Genomic DNA, 19,369 nt, shown 5'->3' with positions numbered 1-19,369 from the left:
GAGATAAAATAGCAGAAATAAAAATATAACAGAAATATATAAATAGATAGAGCTTGCAAAATATGTATTTTTTTGGCAGTTAATCAGACAGATATCAGTAACGGTTAAAGTCATAAGCGGAAATAATATATTAAATTAGGTGGTCATGAAATGATAACAATGGAGAATGTATCCAAAACATATAGTAATGGTGTGACAGCACTGAACGATATAAATATACATATCGATCGTGGTGAATTTGTTTATCTTGTCGGGCCGAGCGGGGCTGGTAAATCATCCTTTATTCGTTTGATTTATCGTGAAGCAAAGCCGACAAAAGGTAAGATAATCATTAATGGACGAGAATTAAGTAAAATAAAAGAAAGGCATATCCCATACTTGCGTCGTGATATAGGGGTTGTCTTTCAGGATTTCAAACTTCTGCAAAAACTGACAGTCTATGAAAATGTGGCGTTTGCTTTAGAAGTAATCGAAACGTCGCCAAAAAGTATTAAACGCAGAGTGTCAGAAGTCTTGCAGCTTGTAGGATTAGAGGATAAAGCAAAAATGATTCCAAGTGAATTATCTGGCGGGGAACAGCAGCGTGTGGCAATTGCACGGGCGATTGTAAATAACCCTAAGGTTGTAATAGCCGATGAACCGACAGGAAACCTGGACCCGGATACTTCATGGGGAATTATGGAAGTTTTAGAAGACATTAATTCAAAAGGTACAACCATAATCATGGCAACTCACAGTAAACATATTGTTAATACAATTAAACGTCGTGTCATTGCAATTGAAGATGGGAATATTGTACGAGATCAACAGCGGGGTGACTACGGCTATGAAGTTTAGAACATTGTTAAGACATATACGTGAAGGTATGAAAAACATATTCCGGAATGGCTGGATGACCTTTGCCTCCATTGCGGCCGTAACCACAACCTTAATTCTTGTAGCTGTATTTTTGGCTTTAGTTCTGAACCTTGACCAAATGGCAAGGAATATCGAGCAGGATGTACAAATCAGTACGCTAATTGAATTAACGGCAGATGAAGATCAAATTGTCGAACTCGGTGAAGAAATTGAACAGATAGATGGTGTGGCAGAGGTTCAATTTTCTTCCAATGATAATGAATTAAAAAGCTTAATTGACAGTATGGGAGATGACGGCCAGGCGTGGGTCATGCTGGAGCAGGACAACCCGTTGAACCATGTATATATCGTGGAAGCTGGCATTCCTGAGGAAACAGAGGCTATTGCCAATCAAATCAGCGAGTTAGACAGCGTAGAAGATGTATTATATGGCCAAGAAGTAGTTGATCGGCTTTTCCAATTTAATAATTATGCAAGAGCAATTGGAATGGCATTGATTATAGCGCTGGTATTTACAGCTATTTTCTTAATTTCAAATACAATCAAGATAACAATTATTGCAAGAAGTACCGAAATTGGCATTCAGAAATTAGTAGGAGCAACGAATTCCTTTATTCGCTGGCCGTTCTTTGTGGAAGGGGCACTGTTAGGGATACTTGGTTCCATAACCCCAATGGCCGTTATCGTGGGAGGTTATTATTATATTTATCATAACTTACCAGGTATAACGAATACCTTCCGATTTATAGACCTTCTGCCATTCAATCCATTTGCTTGGCAGCTGTCCGGGATGGTACTGCTGATAGGAGCAGTAATCGGCGTTTGGGGAAGCGTGATGAGTGTACGTAAATTCTTAAAAGTCTAGCATACAAAAGAAATAAAGATTATGTTCCATATAGGGAAAATAAGAAAAACTCGCATTTGCTGCAAACGCAGTGAATACGAGTTTTTCTAAAATAGAATAGTCAGCTGAGCAGAAAGACATAGGGGGCAGTTTTCAGCTGATAAAAAAATCACAATTTACTATAAAGCAGAAACAAAATGGAGAGGGGAACAACATATGAGAAGCTTGAGAGCACTTGCGGCATTCAGCCTGGTTACATTGCTCACAGTCACGACACCAATACATTCTGTTTCAGCAGAGTCTGTAAAAGATGTAGAAGATGAAATTAACGAACTGGAGAAAGAGAAGTCTGATTTGGAATCGGAAAAAGAGGAAGCAAAGAAAAAGAAAGATGATTCGGAGGAAAAGCTTGAATCAAACAAAAAAGAACAAAGTGACGTGGAAAGTGAAATCTCATCCATAGATGAAGAATTGAGCCGGACACAATCAGATATCGCTGATAAAGAAGGCGAGATTGAAGCAACCAATCAGGAGATTGAAAGTTTAACAGATGAAATAGAGGAATTGTCTAATCGTATAGAGGAATTAGAAGAAGACATAGTAGATTTAGAAGAGCGAATCGAACAGCGAGATGCGCTCATTAAAGACCGTCTCCGCAGTATTCAGCAGAATGGTGGAGAAATTCAATACTTAGAGGTTATTTTTGGTGCACAAAATTTCAGTGAATTCGTCTCTCGCAGTACCGCGGTGAATAAAGTAATGGATTCTGACAGATCTATTATGGAAGAACAGGCTAATGATAAGGCGCAGCTGGAAGACGATAAAGGGGAACTGGAAGCAAGTAAAGTGACGGTTGAGGAAAATAAGGTTGCTGTAGAAGAAAATAAAGCAGCGCTTGAAGATCAGCATGATGACCTGCTTGCATTGCAAGACCAATTAGATGAACAAATATCTGATAAAGAAACGTTATTAGCTGACTTAGAAATTGAGTACGATGAAATGGAAGAAGTGAAGTTATCAGCTGAGGAGGAGCAGCAGCTGATTGACGCTCAGGCAGCAGCGAAGCAATCTGCATTAGAGTCTGCTCAAAGTAAAAAGGATGATCTGGAACAGAAGGAAGCAGAAGAGAAAGCACGTGCTGAGGCAGAAGCCGAAGCAGAGCGCAAGGCAGAAGAAGAACGTCAGGCGGAAGAAGCGCGTCGAGCTGCGGCAGAAAGTGAACAAGAATCAGAGCAGCAGGAAGAAGAAAGTGAAGAGCAGGAACAAGAGAGCCAGCCGGCAGAGGAAGAATCAGAGAGTGAAGATACTTCCAGTGAAGAAGAAACAGAACAGCAGGAAGAAGAAAGTGATGTGGACGTGCAAGTAGCCAGCGGAGCTTCTGGTGAGGTGAAATCAGAAGATGCTGCGCCAAGCAATCGTTCTGGTTTTATTCGACCAACCTCCGGGCCGACCACTTCTCCTTTTGATCCGAATCGTGTACATCCGATACATGGAGATGTCAGACCGCATAACGGAATGGATTTTGGGCAAGCCGGAGAAGCGGATAAAGTAATTCGTGCAGCTGCTGATGGTGTGGTGGCTTATACTGGTTCAATGAGTGGTTATGGCAATACGGTGATGGTTACGCATAATATAAACGGCCAGGAGTATACGACCTTATATGCACATTTGGATAGCTTTACGGTATCTAATGGCGAGACGGTGAGCCAAGGCGATCAAATCGCTGTAATGGGCAATACGGGAGGTTCCACTGGTGTCCATCTCCATTTTGAAATTCACCCTGGAGGCTATAAGAACCCGGTTGACCCGGCAGGCTACTTGAATTAATTCAAAGCTAAATAAATAGAAATTTATCAAATAATAAATCCGAACTAGTACTTCATTTGCTTTTAGGCAGAATGTGAATTAGTTCGGATTTCTTGTTATTAAATAAAGCTGCCAGAAGAATGTTCTGAATAGTCTATTCAAAAGAAAGGTTCTAGATAATGTTTGTGTGTAAAATCATAGTCATTCACTGGATAACATGATATGATTTCTTTATTAGAAAATAAATATGCTTTGTTTTACTTGAGAAGTGTCTTTATTTTTATATAGGAACATACGCTTTTTAAATGATTTTTACGAATATCAGTTTTTCTAAATGATTTGCTGCTTGTGATAGATATATTAATTCAACTTCGGAGCTGGATGGAAGCTTTTGAAGCAACAAAGAGGTGTAGAAATGAAGCTTAATCAAACTAAAATCATACTGATATTAATTGGTGCTCTGCTTATCGGTGTGTTAGGGGGCTACGGCGGAGTTAAATTAGCTCAAAATTCAGAGGGGAACGCTCCTTTGGAAATAACGAATTCAGAAAATGAAACTGATAATGCCGAGGAAGAATCATCTGCTGAATTACCGGCAGATTTAGACAAGATTTCTCAAACCTTTGATTTAATCAAATCAAACTATATAGAAGATGTTGATGATAATGAACTGGTGGAAGGCGCTATAGAAGGGATGCTTTCGACGCTGGAAGACCCGCATACTTCTTACTTAGATAGTGAAATGATGGAGCAGTTCAACGAGCAGATTGAGTCTTCGTTTGAAGGAATTGGTGCGGAGGTCAGTGAGATAGACGGCTATATAACCATTATGTCGCCAATGAAAGAATCACCTGCGGAAAAAGCAGGGCTGCGTCCAAATGACCAGGTCTTAAGTGTGGACGGAGAGAGTTTAGAAGGATTGAATGTAAACGAGGCAGTTGCTAAAATCCGCGGAGAAAAAGGAACCGATGTTGTTTTAGAAATACAGCGTTCAGGTACTTCGGATCCATTTGAAGTAACGATTCAAAGAGATACGATTCCGGTGGAAACCGTATATAGTGAAGTGGAATCAGAAGATGGCAAGGATACAGGAGTTATTCAAATCACAAACTTCTCTGAACATACAGGAGAAGAATTTGAAGAACAGCTGGCAGATCTGGAAGAGCAGGATATTGACGGTCTAGTCATTGATGTTCGCGGGAACCCGGGCGGACTGTTAGATGTTGCGGAAGAAATCTTACAGCAATTTGTTCCAAGTGATATGCCTTATCTGCAAATCGAGGATGCGAATGGAAATGCAGAAGAGTATGTGTCTAATCTGGATGAGGCGAAAGATTATCCAATCAGCGTGTTAATTGATGAAGGCAGTGCCTCTGCTTCTGAAATTGTCGCTGTTGCTATGAAAGAGCTTGATTATGATGTTGTGGGAGAAACAAGCTTTGGAAAAGGTACCGTACAGCAGGCTATTCCGCTTGGGGATGACAGTTCTATTAAAATGACAACTCTTAAATGGCTGTCTCCTGGCGGCGAGTGGATTGATGGAAAAGGAGTGGAACCGACCGTCGAACAAAGGCAGGATGATTACTACTACTCTACTCCGATTCAAGTGACAGATGACGAGCCGCTCACGTTTGACCATACAAGCGAAGCAGTGGCAAATATGCAAGTGATGTTATCTGGACTGGGATATGATACTGGAAGAACAGACGGTTATTTCAGTGAAGAAACAGAGCAAGCTGTAGAAGAATTTCAGGAAGATAATGACTTGGAAACAACTGGAGAAGTAGACGAAGAAACAGGCGGTTTAATTGAAACACAGGTTATTGAAAGGATTCGGGACGGAGAGGACGACCGACAGCTGGAACGCTCTTTAGAAGAACTTTATCAATAAAACGAAACTTCATTCAGCGGGAGTTGTTGCTTTTCTCTCGCTGAATTAGCCTAAATGATTCAGGGAGTTAGCGCCCGTTAACTCCCCTCTGACTAATTATATTTCCACTTTCTATTTTGAGACGGAAGATTTACGGGCGATTCTCCGTGATAAAATAAGAGATTTGTTCATCCACCACTATGTGATGGATGAACAAATTGTATTTGCAAAGCAGGTGAAGAGTATTGGCGGAAGCATGGCTTATTGAATTGGCAAAAGGTATAGGCAAATTTTTTCTGAATCCGGCATTATACTGGTTTTTATTTATATTGACGATGGCAAGTTATTTTCGAATCAAACGGGAGCGGTACGATTTTGGGATAAAAATATATCCGAAGTTTATGGAGTGGCATCGGACCTGGCTTGTCTCCTTAATCAGCGGAATACTGATTTCTGCCGTCATTATTGGCACAGGCATGGTATTCTCTTATGAAACACTTCTCGTTTTAGCGTTAAGCTTTGTTGTATTAAGCATCAGTACGCATTTTACATTATTGTCTCCCAGCTATACACTTGGGCTGACTTTTCTTATTTTGTTTTTTGCACCGTATCTTATTGACATGCAAGATGTCATTGATTATTCCTTGCTTTACGAAAGCAGTCTTCCGGCGTTAGCTGTATTAGCGGGATTGCTTCTTTTTGTAGAATCCCTGTTCATTAAACGTATTGAAAAGCAAGATACGTTTCCAAGAATTACGCTGAGTGACCGCGGTGTCTGGGTAGGCGAACAGCAAATCAAACGATTAACGGTTGTTCCTCTGCTGATGCTTGTGCCTGAAGGATTAATTACTTCCTTTGCTCCCTGGTGGCCGTATTTATCCATTGGAGAATCCAGCTTAGGCTTAGCACTGATTCCATTTTTGATTGGGTTTAACTATAAAGCAAAAGGACATTTTCATCAGGATGCGATTTACAAGCTGGCAAAAGCAAATACCTTTTTAGCAATCGGTATTTTACTTATTGCTGTCGGCGGAGTATTTATCCCGTACCTTTCCCTGGCTGCGATAATTTTGGCGATTATCGGAAAAGAGTATTTGAATTATCGCTATCGCGAAGGAGACCGTTTGCGCCGTCCGTACTATCAGCCGCATGCCAAAGGCCTGAGAGTGGTTGGCGTGCTGCCTGGCAGTCCGGCAGACAGGCTGGAAATAGAGACTGGCGAGGTCATTTACAGAGTCGGCGGGAAAAACGTACGGACAAGCCAAGCTTTTTATGAAGCACTGCAGGGAAGCGGAGCTTATATTAAAATGGAAGTTTTGAACCATGAGGAAGAGGTTCGTTTTGTACAAGGATCTCTGTATGAAGGAGAGCACCATTCCTTAGGCTTTCAATTTGCTGAAGAGCCTTTTAAAGCTAGAAGAGAAAAGAATACAAACGCCTCTTAACATAAGAATGCTTGGAACAGTGGTTTACTGCTGCATCCAAGCATTCTTATTTGATTATAACAATAAAACGAGGATTGAAAGATTGACAGAAAGGCTATAATGAAAATAGAGGTTATTTCAATAATAATATAAAAAAATATATAATTTCTTAAAAACAAGAACGAATACTTGTTCGTTTTTTGAGAAAAGGATATAATAGAAAATAGCTATGGTATGGAACGGAGGAAATAGGATGAATGAGCAATTTGAGTTAGTTTCTGCTTATGAGCCTGCGGGTGATCAGCCGGCAGCTATTCAGGAAATTGTAGATAAGGTACTTGCCGGCCAGCATCATCAGACGTTACTCGGTGCTACTGGAACGGGGAAAACATTTACGATGTCCAATGTGGTGAAAGAAATCAACCGGCCGACGCTTGTTATTGCACATAATAAAACACTGGCAGGACAGCTTTACAGTGAGTTTAAAGAGTTCTTTCCAAACAATGCGGTAGAGTATTTTGTGAGCTATTATGATTACTATCAGCCGGAAGCGTATGTGCCTTCTACCGATACGTTTATTGAAAAAGACGCCAGCATCAATGATGAAATAGATAAATTGCGCCACTCTGCGACATCGGCGCTTTTTGAACGAAGCGATGTATTGATCGTAGCGAGTGTGTCGTGTATTTACGGTTTAGGTAACCCGGAAGAATACAGAAGCCAGGTGCTGTCCCTTAGACTTGGCATGGAAAAAGAAAGAGATCAGCTTCTGCGGGAATTAGTAGATATTCAATATGCAAGAAATGATATTAATTTTCAGCGCGGGACGTTTCGTGTGCGCGGGGATTCCGTGGAAATTATCCCGGCATCTCATGAGGAGCATTGTATCCGGGTAGAATTTTTCGGAGATGAGATCGACCGGATCCGTGAAGTCGATGCGCTGACGGGAGAAATCATCGGCGACAGAGAGCATGTAGCTATTTTCCCGGCTTCTCACTTTGTGACCCGTGAAGAGAAAATGAAAATTGCGATTAAAAATATTGAAAAAGAATTAGAAGACCGGTTGAAGGAATTAAACGATGCCGGGAAGCTGCTGGAAGCGCAGCGTCTCGAGCAGCGGACCAATTATGATTTAGAAATGATGCGGGAAATGGGCTTTTGTTCCGGGATTGAAAACTATTCACGTCCGCTGACACTGCGTGAAGCGGGAGCAACGCCCTATACACTTCTGGATTTCTTTCCAGAGGACTTTTTAGTAATTATTGATGAGTCCCATGTGACGCTGCCGCAGATTCGCGGTATGTATAACGGGGACCAGGCCCGGAAACAGGTATTAGTGGATCATGGCTTCCGCTTGCCTTCTGCGATGGATAACCGCCCGCTGCGGTTTGAAGAATTTGAAGAAAAGACCAATCAGTTGGTTTATGTTTCGGCGACACCGGGACCGTATGAATTAGAGCATTCACCAGAAATGACAGAGCAAATCATCCGTCCGACCGGCTTACTGGACCCAGAGGTGGAGGTCCGTCCGATTGAAGGGCAGATCGATGATTTAATAGGTGAAATCAATAAGCGGACGGAACGCAATGAACGCGTGTTGATTACGACGTTAACGAAGAAAATGTCAGAGGACTTAACAGATTACCTGAAAGAAATCGGGATAAAAGTAGCTTATCTGCATTCGGAAATCAAAACATTAGAGCGGATTGAAGTAATCCGTGATTTGCGTGTCGGGAAATATGATGTGCTTGTCGGAATCAACCTGCTCCGGGAAGGGCTAGATATTCCGGAAGTATCCTTAGTTTCCATTTTGGATGCGGATAAAGAAGGCTTCCTTCGTTCCGAGCGTTCGCTGATTCAGACGATGGGTCGTGCCGCACGAAATGAACAGGGTAAAGTTATTATGTATGCTGATAAGATGACCGATTCGATGCAAAAAGCAATTGATGAAACAGAACGCCGCCGTATGGTTCAGCAGGAATATAACGAAAAACACGGCATTACCCCGCAAACGATTCGCAAGGAAGTACGCGACGTTATCCAGGCAACAATTGCTGCGGAAGCACCGGAAACGTATGAATCGGAAGCGAAGCAAATGAAGAAGATGACGAAGAAAGAGAAGCAGAAAGTCATCGAAAATATGGAAAAAGAAATGAAGCAGGCAGCCAAAAATCTAGACTTCGAGAAAGCAGCAGAATTAAGAGATGTTCTCTTGGAGCTTAAAGCGGAAGGATGAATTTTTTATGCCAAGTAAATCTATAAAAATCCAAGGTGCCAGAGCGCATAACTTAAAAAATATCGATGTGGATATTCCTAAAAATAAATTAGTGGTTCTTACAGGGCTTTCTGGTTCCGGGAAATCCTCCCTTGCCTTTGATACCGTTTATGCAGAAGGACAGCGCAGATACGTAGAATCGCTGTCTGCCTATGCAAGACAATTTCTGGGACAGATGGACAAGCCGGATGTGGACGTGATTGAGGGCTTGTCTCCGGCAATTTCGATTGACCAAAAAACAACCAGCAAAAATCCGAGATCGACAGTCGGAACAGTGACCGAGATTTATGATTATTTGCGTTTGCTTTTTGCACGCGTAGGGAAGCCGACCTGTCCGAAGCACGGTATCGAGATCAGCTCGCAGACTGTACAGCAGATGGTTGACCGGGTTCTGGAATATCCGGAGAGAACGAAAATGCAGATTTTGGCTCCGGTCGTATCCGGCAGAAAAGGGGAACATGTTAAAGTATTAGAGGACTTGAAAAAGCAAGGTTATGTGCGTGTTCGAATTGATGGCGATATGATGGAGGTTGCGGATGATATTAATCTGGAGAAAAATAAAAAGCACTCTATCGAGGTGGTTATCGACCGTATTGTTATTAAAAGCGGCATCGAAAGCCGGCTGAGTGATTCCCTGGAAGCAGCACTGAAGCTGGGAGAAGGCAATGCAATCGTGGACGTTATTGATGATGAAGAATTGTTATTCAGTGAAAACCATGCCTGTCCGATTTGCGGTTTCTCTATCGGGAAATTAGAGCCGCGTTTATTCTCCTTTAACAGCCCCTTTGGCGCGTGTCCAAGCTGTGATGGGCTGGGCACCAAGCTGGAGGTCGATGTGGAATTGGTTATTCCGGATTGGGATAAGACGTTAAATGAGCATGCTATCGCACCATGGGAGCCAATCAGCTCGCAGTATTACCCGCAGCTATTGAAAAGCGTCTGCGACCATTATGGCATTTCGATGGATGTTCCAGTGAAGGATATCCCTGAGGAACAAATGGATAAAATTTTATATGGAAGCGGGAAAGAAAAAATCCACTTTCATTATGAAAATGATTTTGGCAGCTCCCGTACGAAGGATGTTGCATTTGAAGGTGTGTTAAAGAACGTAGAACGCAGATATAAAGAAACTTCTTCGGATTTTATCCGTGAGACATTAGAAAAATATATGGCGCAGAAAAATTGTCCAACCTGTAAAGGGAACCGTCTCAATAAAGAGGCGCTTGCTGTATTAATTGACGGGAAGCATATCAGTCAGGTAACAGATTTTTCTATCCTGGAATCAATGGATTTCTTTAAGCAGCTTGAATTGAGTGCAAAGGACCGTCAGATTGCACGATTGATTTTAAGAGAAATAGATAACCGGCTGTCATTCTTAAATAATGTCGGCTTGGATTATTTAACGCTGTCCCGTTCAGCAGGAACACTTTCCGGAGGGGAAGCACAGCGGATCCGTCTGGCGACACAAATCGGTTCTGCGTTGACAGGAGTGCTTTATGTGCTGGATGAGCCTTCTATCGGACTGCATCAGCGGGATAATGACCGTCTGATTGAAACACTCAAACAGATGCGTGATTTAGATAATACGCTGATTGTGGTGGAGCATGATGAAGATACGATGCTTGCGGCGGACTGGCTGATTGATATCGGACCTGGCGCCGGTGAGCATGGCGGGGAGATTGTTGCCAGTGATACGCCGGAGAATGTGAAGGCAAATGAGAATTCATTAACGGGCCGTTATTTATCTGGAAAAGAATTTATTCCTGTGCCGTCAAAACGTAAAAAAGCGGATAAACGCAAAATAAAAGTTACCGGCGCTTCGGAAAATAATTTAAAAAACGTATCAGCTGAAATTCCGATTGGTCTGATGACCGTTGTCACAGGGGTTTCCGGTTCAGGGAAAAGTACGCTGGTTAATGAGATCATTTATAAATCCTTAGCAAAAGAATTATATAAAGGAAAAGTAAAACCAGGGAAATATCGAAGCATAAAAGGCATCGAGCATATTGAAAAAGTCATTGATATCGACCAGTCTCCAATCGGGAGAACACCGCGTTCCAATCCGGCGACGTACACCGGGGTATTTGATGATATTCGTGATGTGTTCGCCCAGACAAATGAGGCGAAGATACGCGGCTATAAAAAAGGCCGTTTCAGCTTCAACGTTAAAGGCGGACGCTGTGAAGCCTGCCGCGGCGATGGAATCATCAAGATTGAAATGCATTTCCTTCCCGATGTGTATGTCCCTTGTGAGGTTTGTGACGGAGCACGTTATAACCGGGAAACATTGGAAGTGAAGTATAAAGGTAAAAGCATATCTGATGTTTTGGAAATGCGTATTGAAGAAGCACTGGAGTTTTTCTCTGCGATTCCAAAAATTAAACGGAAGCTGCAAACGATCTATGATGTCGGCTTAGGATATATTAAGTTAGGTCAGCCGGCAACGACATTATCCGGCGGGGAAGCACAGCGTGTGAAATTGGCGAGTGAATTGCATAAACGCTCTAACGGAAAGACATTTTATATTCTGGACGAGCCGACAACAGGACTTCACTCTGCCGATATCCGCCGTCTGCTGGAGGTTCTGCAGAGACTTGTAGATAATGGGGATTCTGTCTTAATTATCGAACACAACCTGGATGTCATCAAAAGTGCGGATCATATTATTGATTTAGGTCCGGAAGGCGGAGACCGCGGCGGTCAGATTATCGCGAAGGGAACGCCGGAAAAAATCGCAGAACAGGCAGATGTTTCTTATACAGGAAAGTATCTTGGCCCTGTGTTAGAGCGCGATAAGGAACGTATGAAGGACATGCTGAAAGAGAAAGTCAGCAGTAAATAGAGGATAGCCGGTCCATCTTTAGAGTGCAATTTTGCTCTTTAGATGGACTTTGTTTTATCACAGAATCACAGACTGTAAAAACATTTGCAGATAGATACAATGTTTTTAAGGCAAATCACAATGCTGTTGGAGAAAAAATAGTTTATTTCATCATACATTTGCAATCCAATCAGAATACTATGGTATAATAAAACGTAAATATCTTACGAATAGGGTGCAAATGTAATTTTTAAATCAGCTTAAAGCGTTGTTTTCGTATGAATAAGCTATCTAATTGACGATTTGTCCGCATTTCGATAGAGTAAAAGAATAAGAAGTGGAGGTTGAAACATGAAGCCGATAGAAATTGAAAAAGTTCAGCAGGCGCTGGACAGTTACTTAAATAAAGAAGTGTATGTTCATTTGGAAACAACAAATGGAGCTTATGCGAATCATTTAGACGCCAATGCCTATACCGTTGGTGCATATATACGTAATGCAAAAGTAACCTATAAACAGGCAAAGATTATAGGAGAAGGGAACTCCTATCGTGTTGGTTTGAAAATGGAGCTTGGCTGGATTTATGCAGAAGGACTGACCGACTGGACGATTTATCAGGAAGACCAATTGCTGCTGGCCGGTCATGACAGAGAAGGCCGGTTAATGGTGGCATTAGAAATTAGTGAGACGCCTTTTCATCAATAAAAAACGAAGGATATAGCTTGATTCTAGAAAGATAGGTGAACGTAATGGAGAAACATGTAGTAGTTATTTATCCGCATCCAGACGATGAAGCATTCGGCGCTTCTGGTTCCATCGCACAGTTTCGAAGAGATGGAGTGCCAGTAACATATTTATGTGGAACGTTAGGACAAATGGGGAGGAATATGGGGAATCCGACATTTGCAAATCGGGAATCCTTGCCTGAAATTCGTAAAAAAGAGTTGAAGCAGGCATGTGAAACGTTAGATATGGAACTGAAAATGCTCGGATACCGTGATAAAACGATTGAATTTGAAGATAAACAAGAGGTGGCCGATCATTTAAGAAGCTATTTAGAAGAAATTAAACCTTCTCTTGTGATTACACACTATCCCGGCTATGCTGTGCACCCGGATCATAATTCCTTGGGAGCAGCTGCGATTCAGGCTGTAGAAGATATGACTCCTGAGAAAAGACCAAAAGTATGGGCACAAGCCTTTTCCAATGGTCATGAAGAGGATTTAGGAAGCCCTGATATCGTGAATGATGTCCATGATACGTTTGATAAAAAGCTGCAAACGGTTCTGTCTCATGATTCTCAGGTAGCAGGCATGTTTGGCTGGTTTAAACAGATGGATGAAATCGATGAAGAAGTGAAAAATGAACTGATTGAGCATCAGGCGATGGAACGTTTTTATACTTGGGATTTTGAAAAGAACAGCTCCAACTAATTGTTTTGTTTAAAAAGAATAGGGAGAGGGAAAATAGAAATGAAACTTTTTCATTTCTATTTTCGTATATACCAGTAGAAGCACACATATCCATGAATAAATAGATGGCAAAACAATTACCTGAGGAGGTACTTTCATGAAAAAATTATATCGTTCCGAAACCAATAAAATATTAGCTGGTGTCCTTGGCGGAATAGGAGAGTATTTAAATGTGGATCCGACCCTGCTCCGGATTATTTTCTTGATTCTGCTTATCCCGAGCTTTTCTACATTGGCAATTGTTTATCTGATTGCTGCATTTATTATGCCTAGAGGAGACGTGTATTAATGTTACTTCGGGGGGTTATTTCATTAGTATTAAATGCTGTCGCGCTGATAGCAGTTGCACAGATTTTTGATTCATTTCAGCTGGATGGATTTGGCACAGCGCTGTTAGCAAGTGTTATTTTAGCCATCCTGAATATGTTTGTGAAGCCGATTTTGGTTATTTTAACATTGCCCATTACGGTGATTACATTTGGATTGTTTTTAATTGTGGTCAATGCGATTATATTGATGATTACGCAGGCGCTTATCGGACCTTCCTTTGTCATTGACGGGTTTGGAACGGCGTTTATCGCATCGATTGTGATTTCATTGATTTCGATGATTTTAAACAGTGTTGTCCGGGATATACGACGATAGAAGGGAAGGTCAGGTTATTGCCTGGCTTTTTCTTTGTGTACTAAAACGGATATTGTCAAGATACCGCTGCTCTGAGGGCGAGGGGGATAAAAAAGGAAGGAGAAGAAAAAATGCTAAAATCGATAAACCTAATCAAATCATTGCTTTCTGGCACAGATGATGACATCACAAATATAGTGAATGAGCCGCAAAATATGGAATATGAAGGGACTACTTTTACGATTCATGAAACGATGTATAGGAGCCGCTTAGCTAAACGAACACCAAAGAAAAAAGGCTACTTTGTTGTTTTCTGGGAAAAAGATGTAAATCAGCGTAATCAGGCTTATGCGTATAGTGAAAGTCCTGATAAAATAATGATTTCAATTATAGATAAAGACCTGAAAGGTCAGTTTATTTTTCCAAAGTCCTTGCTTTTAGAAAAAAGAATATTAAGAACGATTGATAACAAAGGGAAAATGGCAATAAGAGTATATCCTTCTTGGGAAAAGTCGTTAAATAACGCTGCAAAAAAAACACAAGCATGGCAAGCGCCATACTTTATCAATGTTTCAAATGAAATAGATTGGGGAAGGCTTACAGAATTATATTTTTCTTGAAAAGTACATATAAAAATATCGAATGAAAAAGTCCGAAGTGATTCAGTGTAGATAGTGAGCTCTTTCGGACTTTTTCAGTCCATTATTTCCCTTCACTTTCTTTATACTTCTGTTCCATCGCTTTAGCGATTTCCTCCATATAAGCTTCTTCCTCTTTCGACCAAAAAGTCGGAGCTACAAAATCATCAGCTTCAGCAGATTCCAATTGCTCCTCCCATTTATCGATATTTTCTGTAATAACATCTTCAGGGACAATCCTCATAAATAAATCATTGATATTTAAAAATACCTGCTGCGCTTCTGGGGCATGCGGAGGAACATTTTCCCGCATCAGTCTTTTCACCTCGGCCAGAATGGAAAGCCATTCTCTATCTAATTTTTCACGTTTTTTCTTTGGGATATCTGTGAAAAGTGATGCAAAATTATCTGGAAAATGCTCCTTCATCCATGCCTTTTGCTCTTCTTCAAATTCCATCCCGTGAAGCAGCGAGGTGAGGACCGTCCAATCTAATGGGAAATCATCATCTAAAAGTGCTTGCACATGATCAATAGCTGCAATGGCGCGGTTTAATTCTTCGCGCTTATGCACCAAAACCTTTCTTTGAACAGGGACGGAGTCTACAAAATTTTCTAAGGTAATTTCTTCTTTATCGAGCAATTCTTTGATTTCCTGAAGCGAATAGCCAATAAACTTTAACGATTGAATACGCTGTAAGGCAGCGAGTTCTTCCAAGCCATATAATCGATGACCGCTCTCATTTCTTTTGCTTGGGTAAAGAATTCCAAGCTCTTCATAAAAACGCAGCGTCCGTGTTGAAAATCCGGTTTTTGCTCCAAATTCTCCAATGGTATACATTTGAATCAGCTCCTTTACAGATAAGTATAACGGTTTCCGTAACGTGAAGTGCAAGAGGAAAAAATATAAGTGTTCGTCTGAATCGGAAGCAGGGAAATTTTTAATAGCAGCATGAAAAGACTGGATAAAAATAATGTGAAAAAGTTAGAGAAATTAATGAAGAGATGACTTTTTTGATCATACTATCACTATTATTTATTGGGGGCTGTAACAGTGAAGCTGGGGCGAAAGGCGCCGCAGCACGTAGAATAAGTTTTCAAACGAAGAAGCTGTCAACGAATGCATCCGGTACATTTGTTAACAGCTTCGTTCTATGGGAAGCGCATTTTCAAAATAACACTTACTTTCCTCTGTTAAAGCTTATCCTATTCAACAAAAATAATTTAATCACACCAAAACTTCTCCCCTACGTTTTTTAAATGGATTATGCTAAAATGTATATCAGTTAGCTTTGTTGAAGAGAGGAGCTTCAAAATGGTATCAACCGTCTGTACAAAAGATTTATTGGACAGGTTTCATTTGCAATTGGTAGCAGGAGAAGAAGGGGTTCACCGTGAGATTATCACAAGTGATATTTCACGTCCGGGATTAGAAATGACTGGCTTTTTTGATTATTATCCCAGAGAACGCCTGCAATTGATCGGAAAGACAGAATTAGCTTATTTTCTGGGTTTGAATGCAGCGGAGAGAAAGCAGCGTGCTGAAAATCTATGTACGGATGTAACCCCGGGGATCATCATTTCCCGCGGGATGGATGTACCGGAAGAATTTTTTGAAGCATCGAAGCACTCTGGCGTTCCTATCATACAATCACCACGGACAACCACGCGTGTATTGAGCCGTTTAACCAATTACTTAGAATCAAAATTTGCGCCTTTTACTGCGGTACATGGTGTGTTAATCGATATTTATGGTGTCGGCGTCTTGATAATCGGCCAAAGCGGTGTCGGTAAAAGTGAGACAGCGCTTGAATTAGTAAAGCGGGGGCATCGTCTTGTAGCAGATGATAATGTGGAAATCCGGCAGGAGGATTATGAGAGTCTGATTGGCAATGCGCCGGCTCTGATTGAGCATTTACTGGAGATTCGGGGACTTGGGATTATCAATGTTATGACATTATTTGGAGCCAGCTCCATCCGCAGCCAAAAGCGGATCTCGATGGTGATTCAATTGGAAATCTGGGATGAAAAGAAGCAGTACGACCGTTTAGGCTTAGATGAAGATACCATGAAGATCATGGATGTTCATTTGCCAAAAGCAACGATACCGGTCAGACCAGGAAGAAACCTTGCTGTTATTATCGAAGTAGCTGCCATGAATTTCCGTCTGAAGCGGATGGGCGTGAATACAGCAGAGGAATTTTCGGATCGGTTAACTAAAATGATTGAACAAGGTGATTTGGAATCACAATAGGAGGATGATATAGATGACTGGGACAGACGCTCCTATTGATCGCGTGTTTTTAGAACTGGGGCCATTAACCATTTATTGGTATGGTATTATTATCGCCGTTGGGGCCGTATTAGCCGTTTATTTAGCAACGAGGGAAGCAGAAAGAGTCGGCCTTGGCAAAGAAACCATTATGGATTTCATTATTTTTGCTGTGCCGATTGCGATTATTTCAGCGAGAATCTATTATGTCATTTTTGAATTTGAACAATATGCAAATGGTCCGCTTTGGAAGATGATTGCCGTCTGGGAGGGCGGTATCGCTATCCATGGAGCTATTATCGGCGGGGTTCTCACAGCTATCGTGTTCACAAAAGTAAAGAAAATTTCTTTCTGGCGTCTTGCTGATGTGATTGCACCAAGTTTAATCTTAGGTCAGGCAATTGGACGCTGGGGGAATTTCGTTAATCAGGAAGCGCATGGCGGGCCAATTTCCGAGGCGGCTTATGAGAGCTTCCATCAGTATTTGCCGGACTTTATTATGAATCAGATGGTGATTGACGGTGTGATGTATCACCCGACATTTTTATATGAATCCGTCTGGAATTTCCTGATATTTTTCGGACTGCTGTTTTTCCGCAGGATCAATCCAAAACGCGGCATGGTATTTTTAATGTATGCCGTTACCTATTCGATTGGAAGGTTCTATATCGAAGGACTCCGGACAGACAGTTTATATGTTATTGGTGAACTGCGAACGGCGCAGGTTGTTTCCATACTAACGATTGTAGCAGGAGTTATCATGATGCTGTATCTGATAAAAACATCCAACGACCGTTACCTTGACGTGCCTGCGAAAAAGAAACAGGCAAAGCCGTCGAATAAAAATAAAGGTAAAAAGAAGAAGAAAAAGAAGTAATGGAATTGTCTAAGTTGAAATGAGGTAAGAAAATGAAAGGGATGCTTTACAGGGGATTGAAAGAGGGGTTAAAGACCACACTAAAGCTTGGAAAGGTTATTTTCCCCATTACATTAATTATAACGATTTTACAGTTTACACCAGTTTTCCCCTGGTTTATGAATATCATCTCCCCGCTTATGGGGTTATTCGGTTTGTCAGGTGAAGCCGCTGTTCCGCTTGTTTTAGGGAATGGCTTGAATTTATATGCAGGTATTGCAGCGATTATTTCCTTTGATTTTACAGTGAAGGAAGTCTTTATTATGGCAGTCATGCTGTCGTTCTCTCATAATCTTTTTATTGAATCTGCTGTAGCAACCAGTGTCGGAGTAAGATGGTGGGTCATCGTCGGTATTCGGGTCGGACTGGCTGTCATTTCCGGGCTACTGATTAATTTATTCTGGAATGGCGGTTCAGAGCTTGCTCAATATGGATTCATTTCCAGTAATGAAGTAGTGCTGGATAATTGGTGGGAGATTGCACTCCATGGCGCGCAGGCTGCGCTGACAGCAATTGTTCAACTAGCTTGTATCGTTATTCCGTTAATGATTATTATGCAGGTTATGCGGGAGCTGGGCTGGATGACAGCTTTATCCAATAAATTCGCTCCGTTTATGAAGCTGCTGGGGATAGATAAACGGGCTTCCATGACGATGGTTGCCGGGTTGACGATTGGACTTGCTTATGGAGCAGGTCTTATGATGCAGGCAGTAAAGGAAGATAATGTGCCAAAGAAGGATATGTATTTAGCCTTGATTTTTCTGGTATCCTGCCATGCGGTCGTCGAAGATACACTAGTCTTTATTCCGCTTGGTATTCCAGTTTGGCCATTATTGATTATCCGGTTATCGGTAGCGATTATTTTAACGATGACGCTTGCTTATTTCTGGAAAAAAGAAGAAAGGAAAATGCATCATGAGCATTCGTACCATTCTGTTTGATCTGGACGGAACGTTGATTGATACAAATGAGCTGATACGTGCTTCATTTGAACATACATTTCAACAATTTGATATGCAGTTTACACCGGAAGAAATAAAACATCTTAACGGACCGCCGCTAAATGAAACCTTTTATGAAATAAATCCGGGGCTGTCTGAGCAAATGGTCGCTGCGTACCGGGAGTATAATATGAGAGAGCATGACCGTTATGTAGAAGCTTTTCCGGATGTATATGAAACAATCAAACAGCTGTATGAAAAGGATATTACATTAGGAATCGTCAGCACAAAAATTAAAAAAACGGTGATGATGGGGCTGGATTTAACCAAGCTGACGGGTTTCTTTTCGGTCATCATTACCTATGATGATGTAGTAAATAAAAAGCCTGATCCGGAACCGGTGGAAAAAGCGATGAGTTTGCTGGATGCCGATCCGGAGACAACGTTAATGGTCGGAGATAATTTTCATGACATTGTTTCCGGACAGCGGGCAGGCACACAAACGGCGGCAGTAAGCTGGTCCGAGAAAACGGAAGCCTTTTTAAAAAGCTATCATCCAACCTATTATTTGGATACAATGAGGGATTTATTAACAGTGGCAGGTGAATAGG

At 41.4% G+C, this 19,369-nt stretch carries 17 protein-coding genes; 16 read left to right on the top strand and 1 reads right to left on the bottom strand.

Annotated features, from left to right (window positions below; all coding sequences use genetic code 11):
* Nucleotides 1–150 precede the first annotated feature (150 nt).
* The 12 genes from ftsE (at nucleotide 151) to ACW0TQ_RS14320 (ending at nucleotide 14,614) form a co-directional block, all read left to right on the top strand.
* Complete coding sequence (gene ftsE / locus ACW0TQ_RS14375) at nucleotides 151–837, top strand: cell division ATP-binding protein FtsE (RefSeq protein ID WP_042530199.1); 687 nt, start codon at nucleotides 151–153, stop codon at nucleotides 835–837.
* Nucleotides 827–1,723 (top strand): permease-like cell division protein FtsX, encoded by an 897-nt coding sequence (gene ftsX, locus ACW0TQ_RS14370; RefSeq protein ID WP_042530201.1) that lies wholly within the window; start codon nucleotides 827–829, stop codon nucleotides 1,721–1,723. The genes ftsE and ftsX overlap by 11 nt, the downstream gene beginning before the upstream one ends.
* A gap of 195 nt (nucleotides 1,724–1,918) precedes the next feature.
* A complete protein-coding gene (locus tag ACW0TQ_RS14365) occupies nucleotides 1,919–3,529 on the top strand; it encodes a murein hydrolase activator EnvC family protein (RefSeq protein ID WP_212928326.1) in 1,611 nt (536 codons plus the stop codon).
* Nucleotides 3,530–3,923: 394 nt separating this feature from the next.
* The gene (locus ACW0TQ_RS14360) at nucleotides 3,924–5,399 is read left to right on the top strand and encodes a S41 family peptidase (RefSeq protein WP_256706334.1); all 1,476 of its coding nucleotides are present in this window, start codon (nucleotides 3,924–3,926) and stop codon (nucleotides 5,397–5,399) included.
* Nucleotides 5,400–5,623: 224 nt separating this feature from the next.
* Complete coding sequence (locus tag ACW0TQ_RS14355) at nucleotides 5,624–6,823, top strand: PDZ domain-containing protein (protein WP_042530204.1); 1,200 nt, start codon at nucleotides 5,624–5,626, stop codon at nucleotides 6,821–6,823.
* 232 nt (nucleotides 6,824–7,055) lie between these two features.
* Nucleotides 7,056–9,038, top strand: coding sequence for an excinuclease ABC subunit UvrB (gene uvrB / locus ACW0TQ_RS14350; RefSeq protein ID WP_193064294.1), 1,983 nt, complete (start codon nucleotides 7,056–7,058; stop codon nucleotides 9,036–9,038).
* A gap of 7 nt (nucleotides 9,039–9,045) precedes the next feature.
* Nucleotides 9,046–11,919, top strand: coding sequence for an excinuclease ABC subunit UvrA (uvrA, locus tag ACW0TQ_RS14345; protein ID WP_042530208.1), 2,874 nt, complete (start codon nucleotides 9,046–9,048; stop codon nucleotides 11,917–11,919).
* A gap of 330 nt (nucleotides 11,920–12,249) precedes the next feature.
* Entirely contained in the window at nucleotides 12,250–12,603 is a 354-nt protein-coding gene (locus tag ACW0TQ_RS14340) for a YojF family protein (protein WP_040978834.1), read from the top strand.
* Between the two features lie 44 nt (nucleotides 12,604–12,647).
* Nucleotides 12,648–13,331, top strand: a complete 684-nt coding sequence (bshB2, locus tag ACW0TQ_RS14335; RefSeq protein ID WP_042530210.1) for a bacillithiol biosynthesis deacetylase BshB2 — start codon at nucleotides 12,648–12,650, stop codon at nucleotides 13,329–13,331.
* Between the two features lie 136 nt (nucleotides 13,332–13,467).
* Nucleotides 13,468–13,659, top strand: a complete 192-nt coding sequence (locus ACW0TQ_RS14330; RefSeq protein ID WP_042530211.1) for a PspC domain-containing protein — start codon at nucleotides 13,468–13,470, stop codon at nucleotides 13,657–13,659.
* Nucleotides 13,659–14,015, top strand: coding sequence for a phage holin family protein (locus ACW0TQ_RS14325; RefSeq protein ID WP_042530213.1), 357 nt, complete (start codon nucleotides 13,659–13,661; stop codon nucleotides 14,013–14,015). Before ACW0TQ_RS14330 ends, ACW0TQ_RS14325 begins: the two co-directional genes overlap by 1 nt.
* Before the next feature lie 194 nt (nucleotides 14,016–14,209).
* Nucleotides 14,210–14,614 (top strand): MepB family protein, encoded by a 405-nt coding sequence (locus ACW0TQ_RS14320; RefSeq protein ID WP_455725790.1) that lies wholly within the window; start codon nucleotides 14,210–14,212, stop codon nucleotides 14,612–14,614.
* A gap of 82 nt (nucleotides 14,615–14,696) precedes the next feature.
* Here the strand turns inward: ACW0TQ_RS14320 and ACW0TQ_RS14315 are convergent, their stop codons facing one another.
* Nucleotides 14,697–15,470 carry a MerR family transcriptional regulator gene (locus ACW0TQ_RS14315; RefSeq protein WP_455725789.1) on the bottom strand — a complete coding sequence of 258 codons (774 nt, stop codon included), beginning with the start codon at nucleotides 15,468–15,470 and terminating at the stop codon, nucleotides 14,697–14,699.
* A 474-nt stretch (nucleotides 15,471–15,944) separates the two neighbouring features.
* Here ACW0TQ_RS14315 and hprK point away from each other — a divergent pair, with 474 nt between their 5' ends.
* From hprK to ppaX, 4 genes are read left to right on the top strand one after another with little or no spacing between them, the layout of a single operon-like run.
* A complete protein-coding gene (hprK, locus tag ACW0TQ_RS14310) occupies nucleotides 15,945–16,883 on the top strand; it encodes an HPr(Ser) kinase/phosphatase (protein ID WP_042530222.1) in 939 nt (312 codons plus the stop codon).
* A gap of 13 nt (nucleotides 16,884–16,896) precedes the next feature.
* Nucleotides 16,897–17,778 (top strand): prolipoprotein diacylglyceryl transferase, encoded by an 882-nt coding sequence (gene lgt / locus ACW0TQ_RS14305; RefSeq protein WP_042530223.1) that lies wholly within the window; start codon nucleotides 16,897–16,899, stop codon nucleotides 17,776–17,778.
* Between the two features lie 32 nt (nucleotides 17,779–17,810).
* Nucleotides 17,811–18,758 carry a nucleoside recognition domain-containing protein gene (locus ACW0TQ_RS14300; RefSeq protein ID WP_042530225.1) on the top strand — a complete coding sequence of 316 codons (948 nt, stop codon included), beginning with the start codon at nucleotides 17,811–17,813 and terminating at the stop codon, nucleotides 18,756–18,758.
* Nucleotides 18,733–19,368 (top strand): pyrophosphatase PpaX, encoded by a 636-nt coding sequence (ppaX, locus tag ACW0TQ_RS14295; RefSeq protein ID WP_042530227.1) that lies wholly within the window; start codon nucleotides 18,733–18,735, stop codon nucleotides 19,366–19,368. Before ACW0TQ_RS14300 ends, ppaX begins: the two co-directional genes overlap by 26 nt.
* Nucleotide 19,369: the final 1 nt, after the last annotated feature.

The organism is Oceanobacillus sp. M60, assembly GCF_053839645.1.
The sequence above is the reverse complement of the archived record's forward strand: the minus strand, read 5'-3'. Positions and strand labels throughout refer to the sequence as shown.

Coding starts and splice junctions, on each gene's coding strand:
- ACW0TQ_RS14365 (WP_212928326.1), top strand. CDS start 1,919: ATGAGAAGCTTGAGAGCACTTGCGGCATTCAGCCTGGTTACATTGCTC.
- lgt (WP_042530223.1), top strand. CDS start 16,897: ATGACTGGGACAGACGCTCCTATTGATCGCGTGTTTTTAGAACTGGGG.
- bshB2 (WP_042530210.1), top strand. CDS start 12,648: ATGGAGAAACATGTAGTAGTTATTTATCCGCATCCAGACGATGAAGCA.
- ftsX (WP_042530201.1), top strand. CDS start 827: ATGAAGTTTAGAACATTGTTAAGACATATACGTGAAGGTATGAAAAAC.
- ACW0TQ_RS14360 (WP_256706334.1), top strand. CDS start 3,924: ATGAAGCTTAATCAAACTAAAATCATACTGATATTAATTGGTGCTCTG.
- ACW0TQ_RS14315 (WP_455725789.1), bottom strand. CDS start 15,470: ATGTATACCATTGGAGAATTTGGAGCAAAAACCGGATTTTCAACACGG.
- ACW0TQ_RS14330 (WP_042530211.1), top strand. CDS start 13,468: ATGAAAAAATTATATCGTTCCGAAACCAATAAAATATTAGCTGGTGTC.
- ftsE (WP_042530199.1), top strand. CDS start 151: ATGATAACAATGGAGAATGTATCCAAAACATATAGTAATGGTGTGACA.
- ACW0TQ_RS14320 (WP_455725790.1), top strand. CDS start 14,210: ATGGAATATGAAGGGACTACTTTTACGATTCATGAAACGATGTATAGG.
- ACW0TQ_RS14340 (WP_040978834.1), top strand. CDS start 12,250: ATGAAGCCGATAGAAATTGAAAAAGTTCAGCAGGCGCTGGACAGTTAC.
- uvrB (WP_193064294.1), top strand. CDS start 7,056: ATGAATGAGCAATTTGAGTTAGTTTCTGCTTATGAGCCTGCGGGTGAT.
- uvrA (WP_042530208.1), top strand. CDS start 9,046: ATGCCAAGTAAATCTATAAAAATCCAAGGTGCCAGAGCGCATAACTTA.
- hprK (WP_042530222.1), top strand. CDS start 15,945: ATGGTATCAACCGTCTGTACAAAAGATTTATTGGACAGGTTTCATTTG.
- ppaX (WP_042530227.1), top strand. CDS start 18,733: ATGAGCATTCGTACCATTCTGTTTGATCTGGACGGAACGTTGATTGAT.
- ACW0TQ_RS14300 (WP_042530225.1), top strand. CDS start 17,811: ATGAAAGGGATGCTTTACAGGGGATTGAAAGAGGGGTTAAAGACCACA.
- ACW0TQ_RS14325 (WP_042530213.1), top strand. CDS start 13,659: ATGTTACTTCGGGGGGTTATTTCATTAGTATTAAATGCTGTCGCGCTG.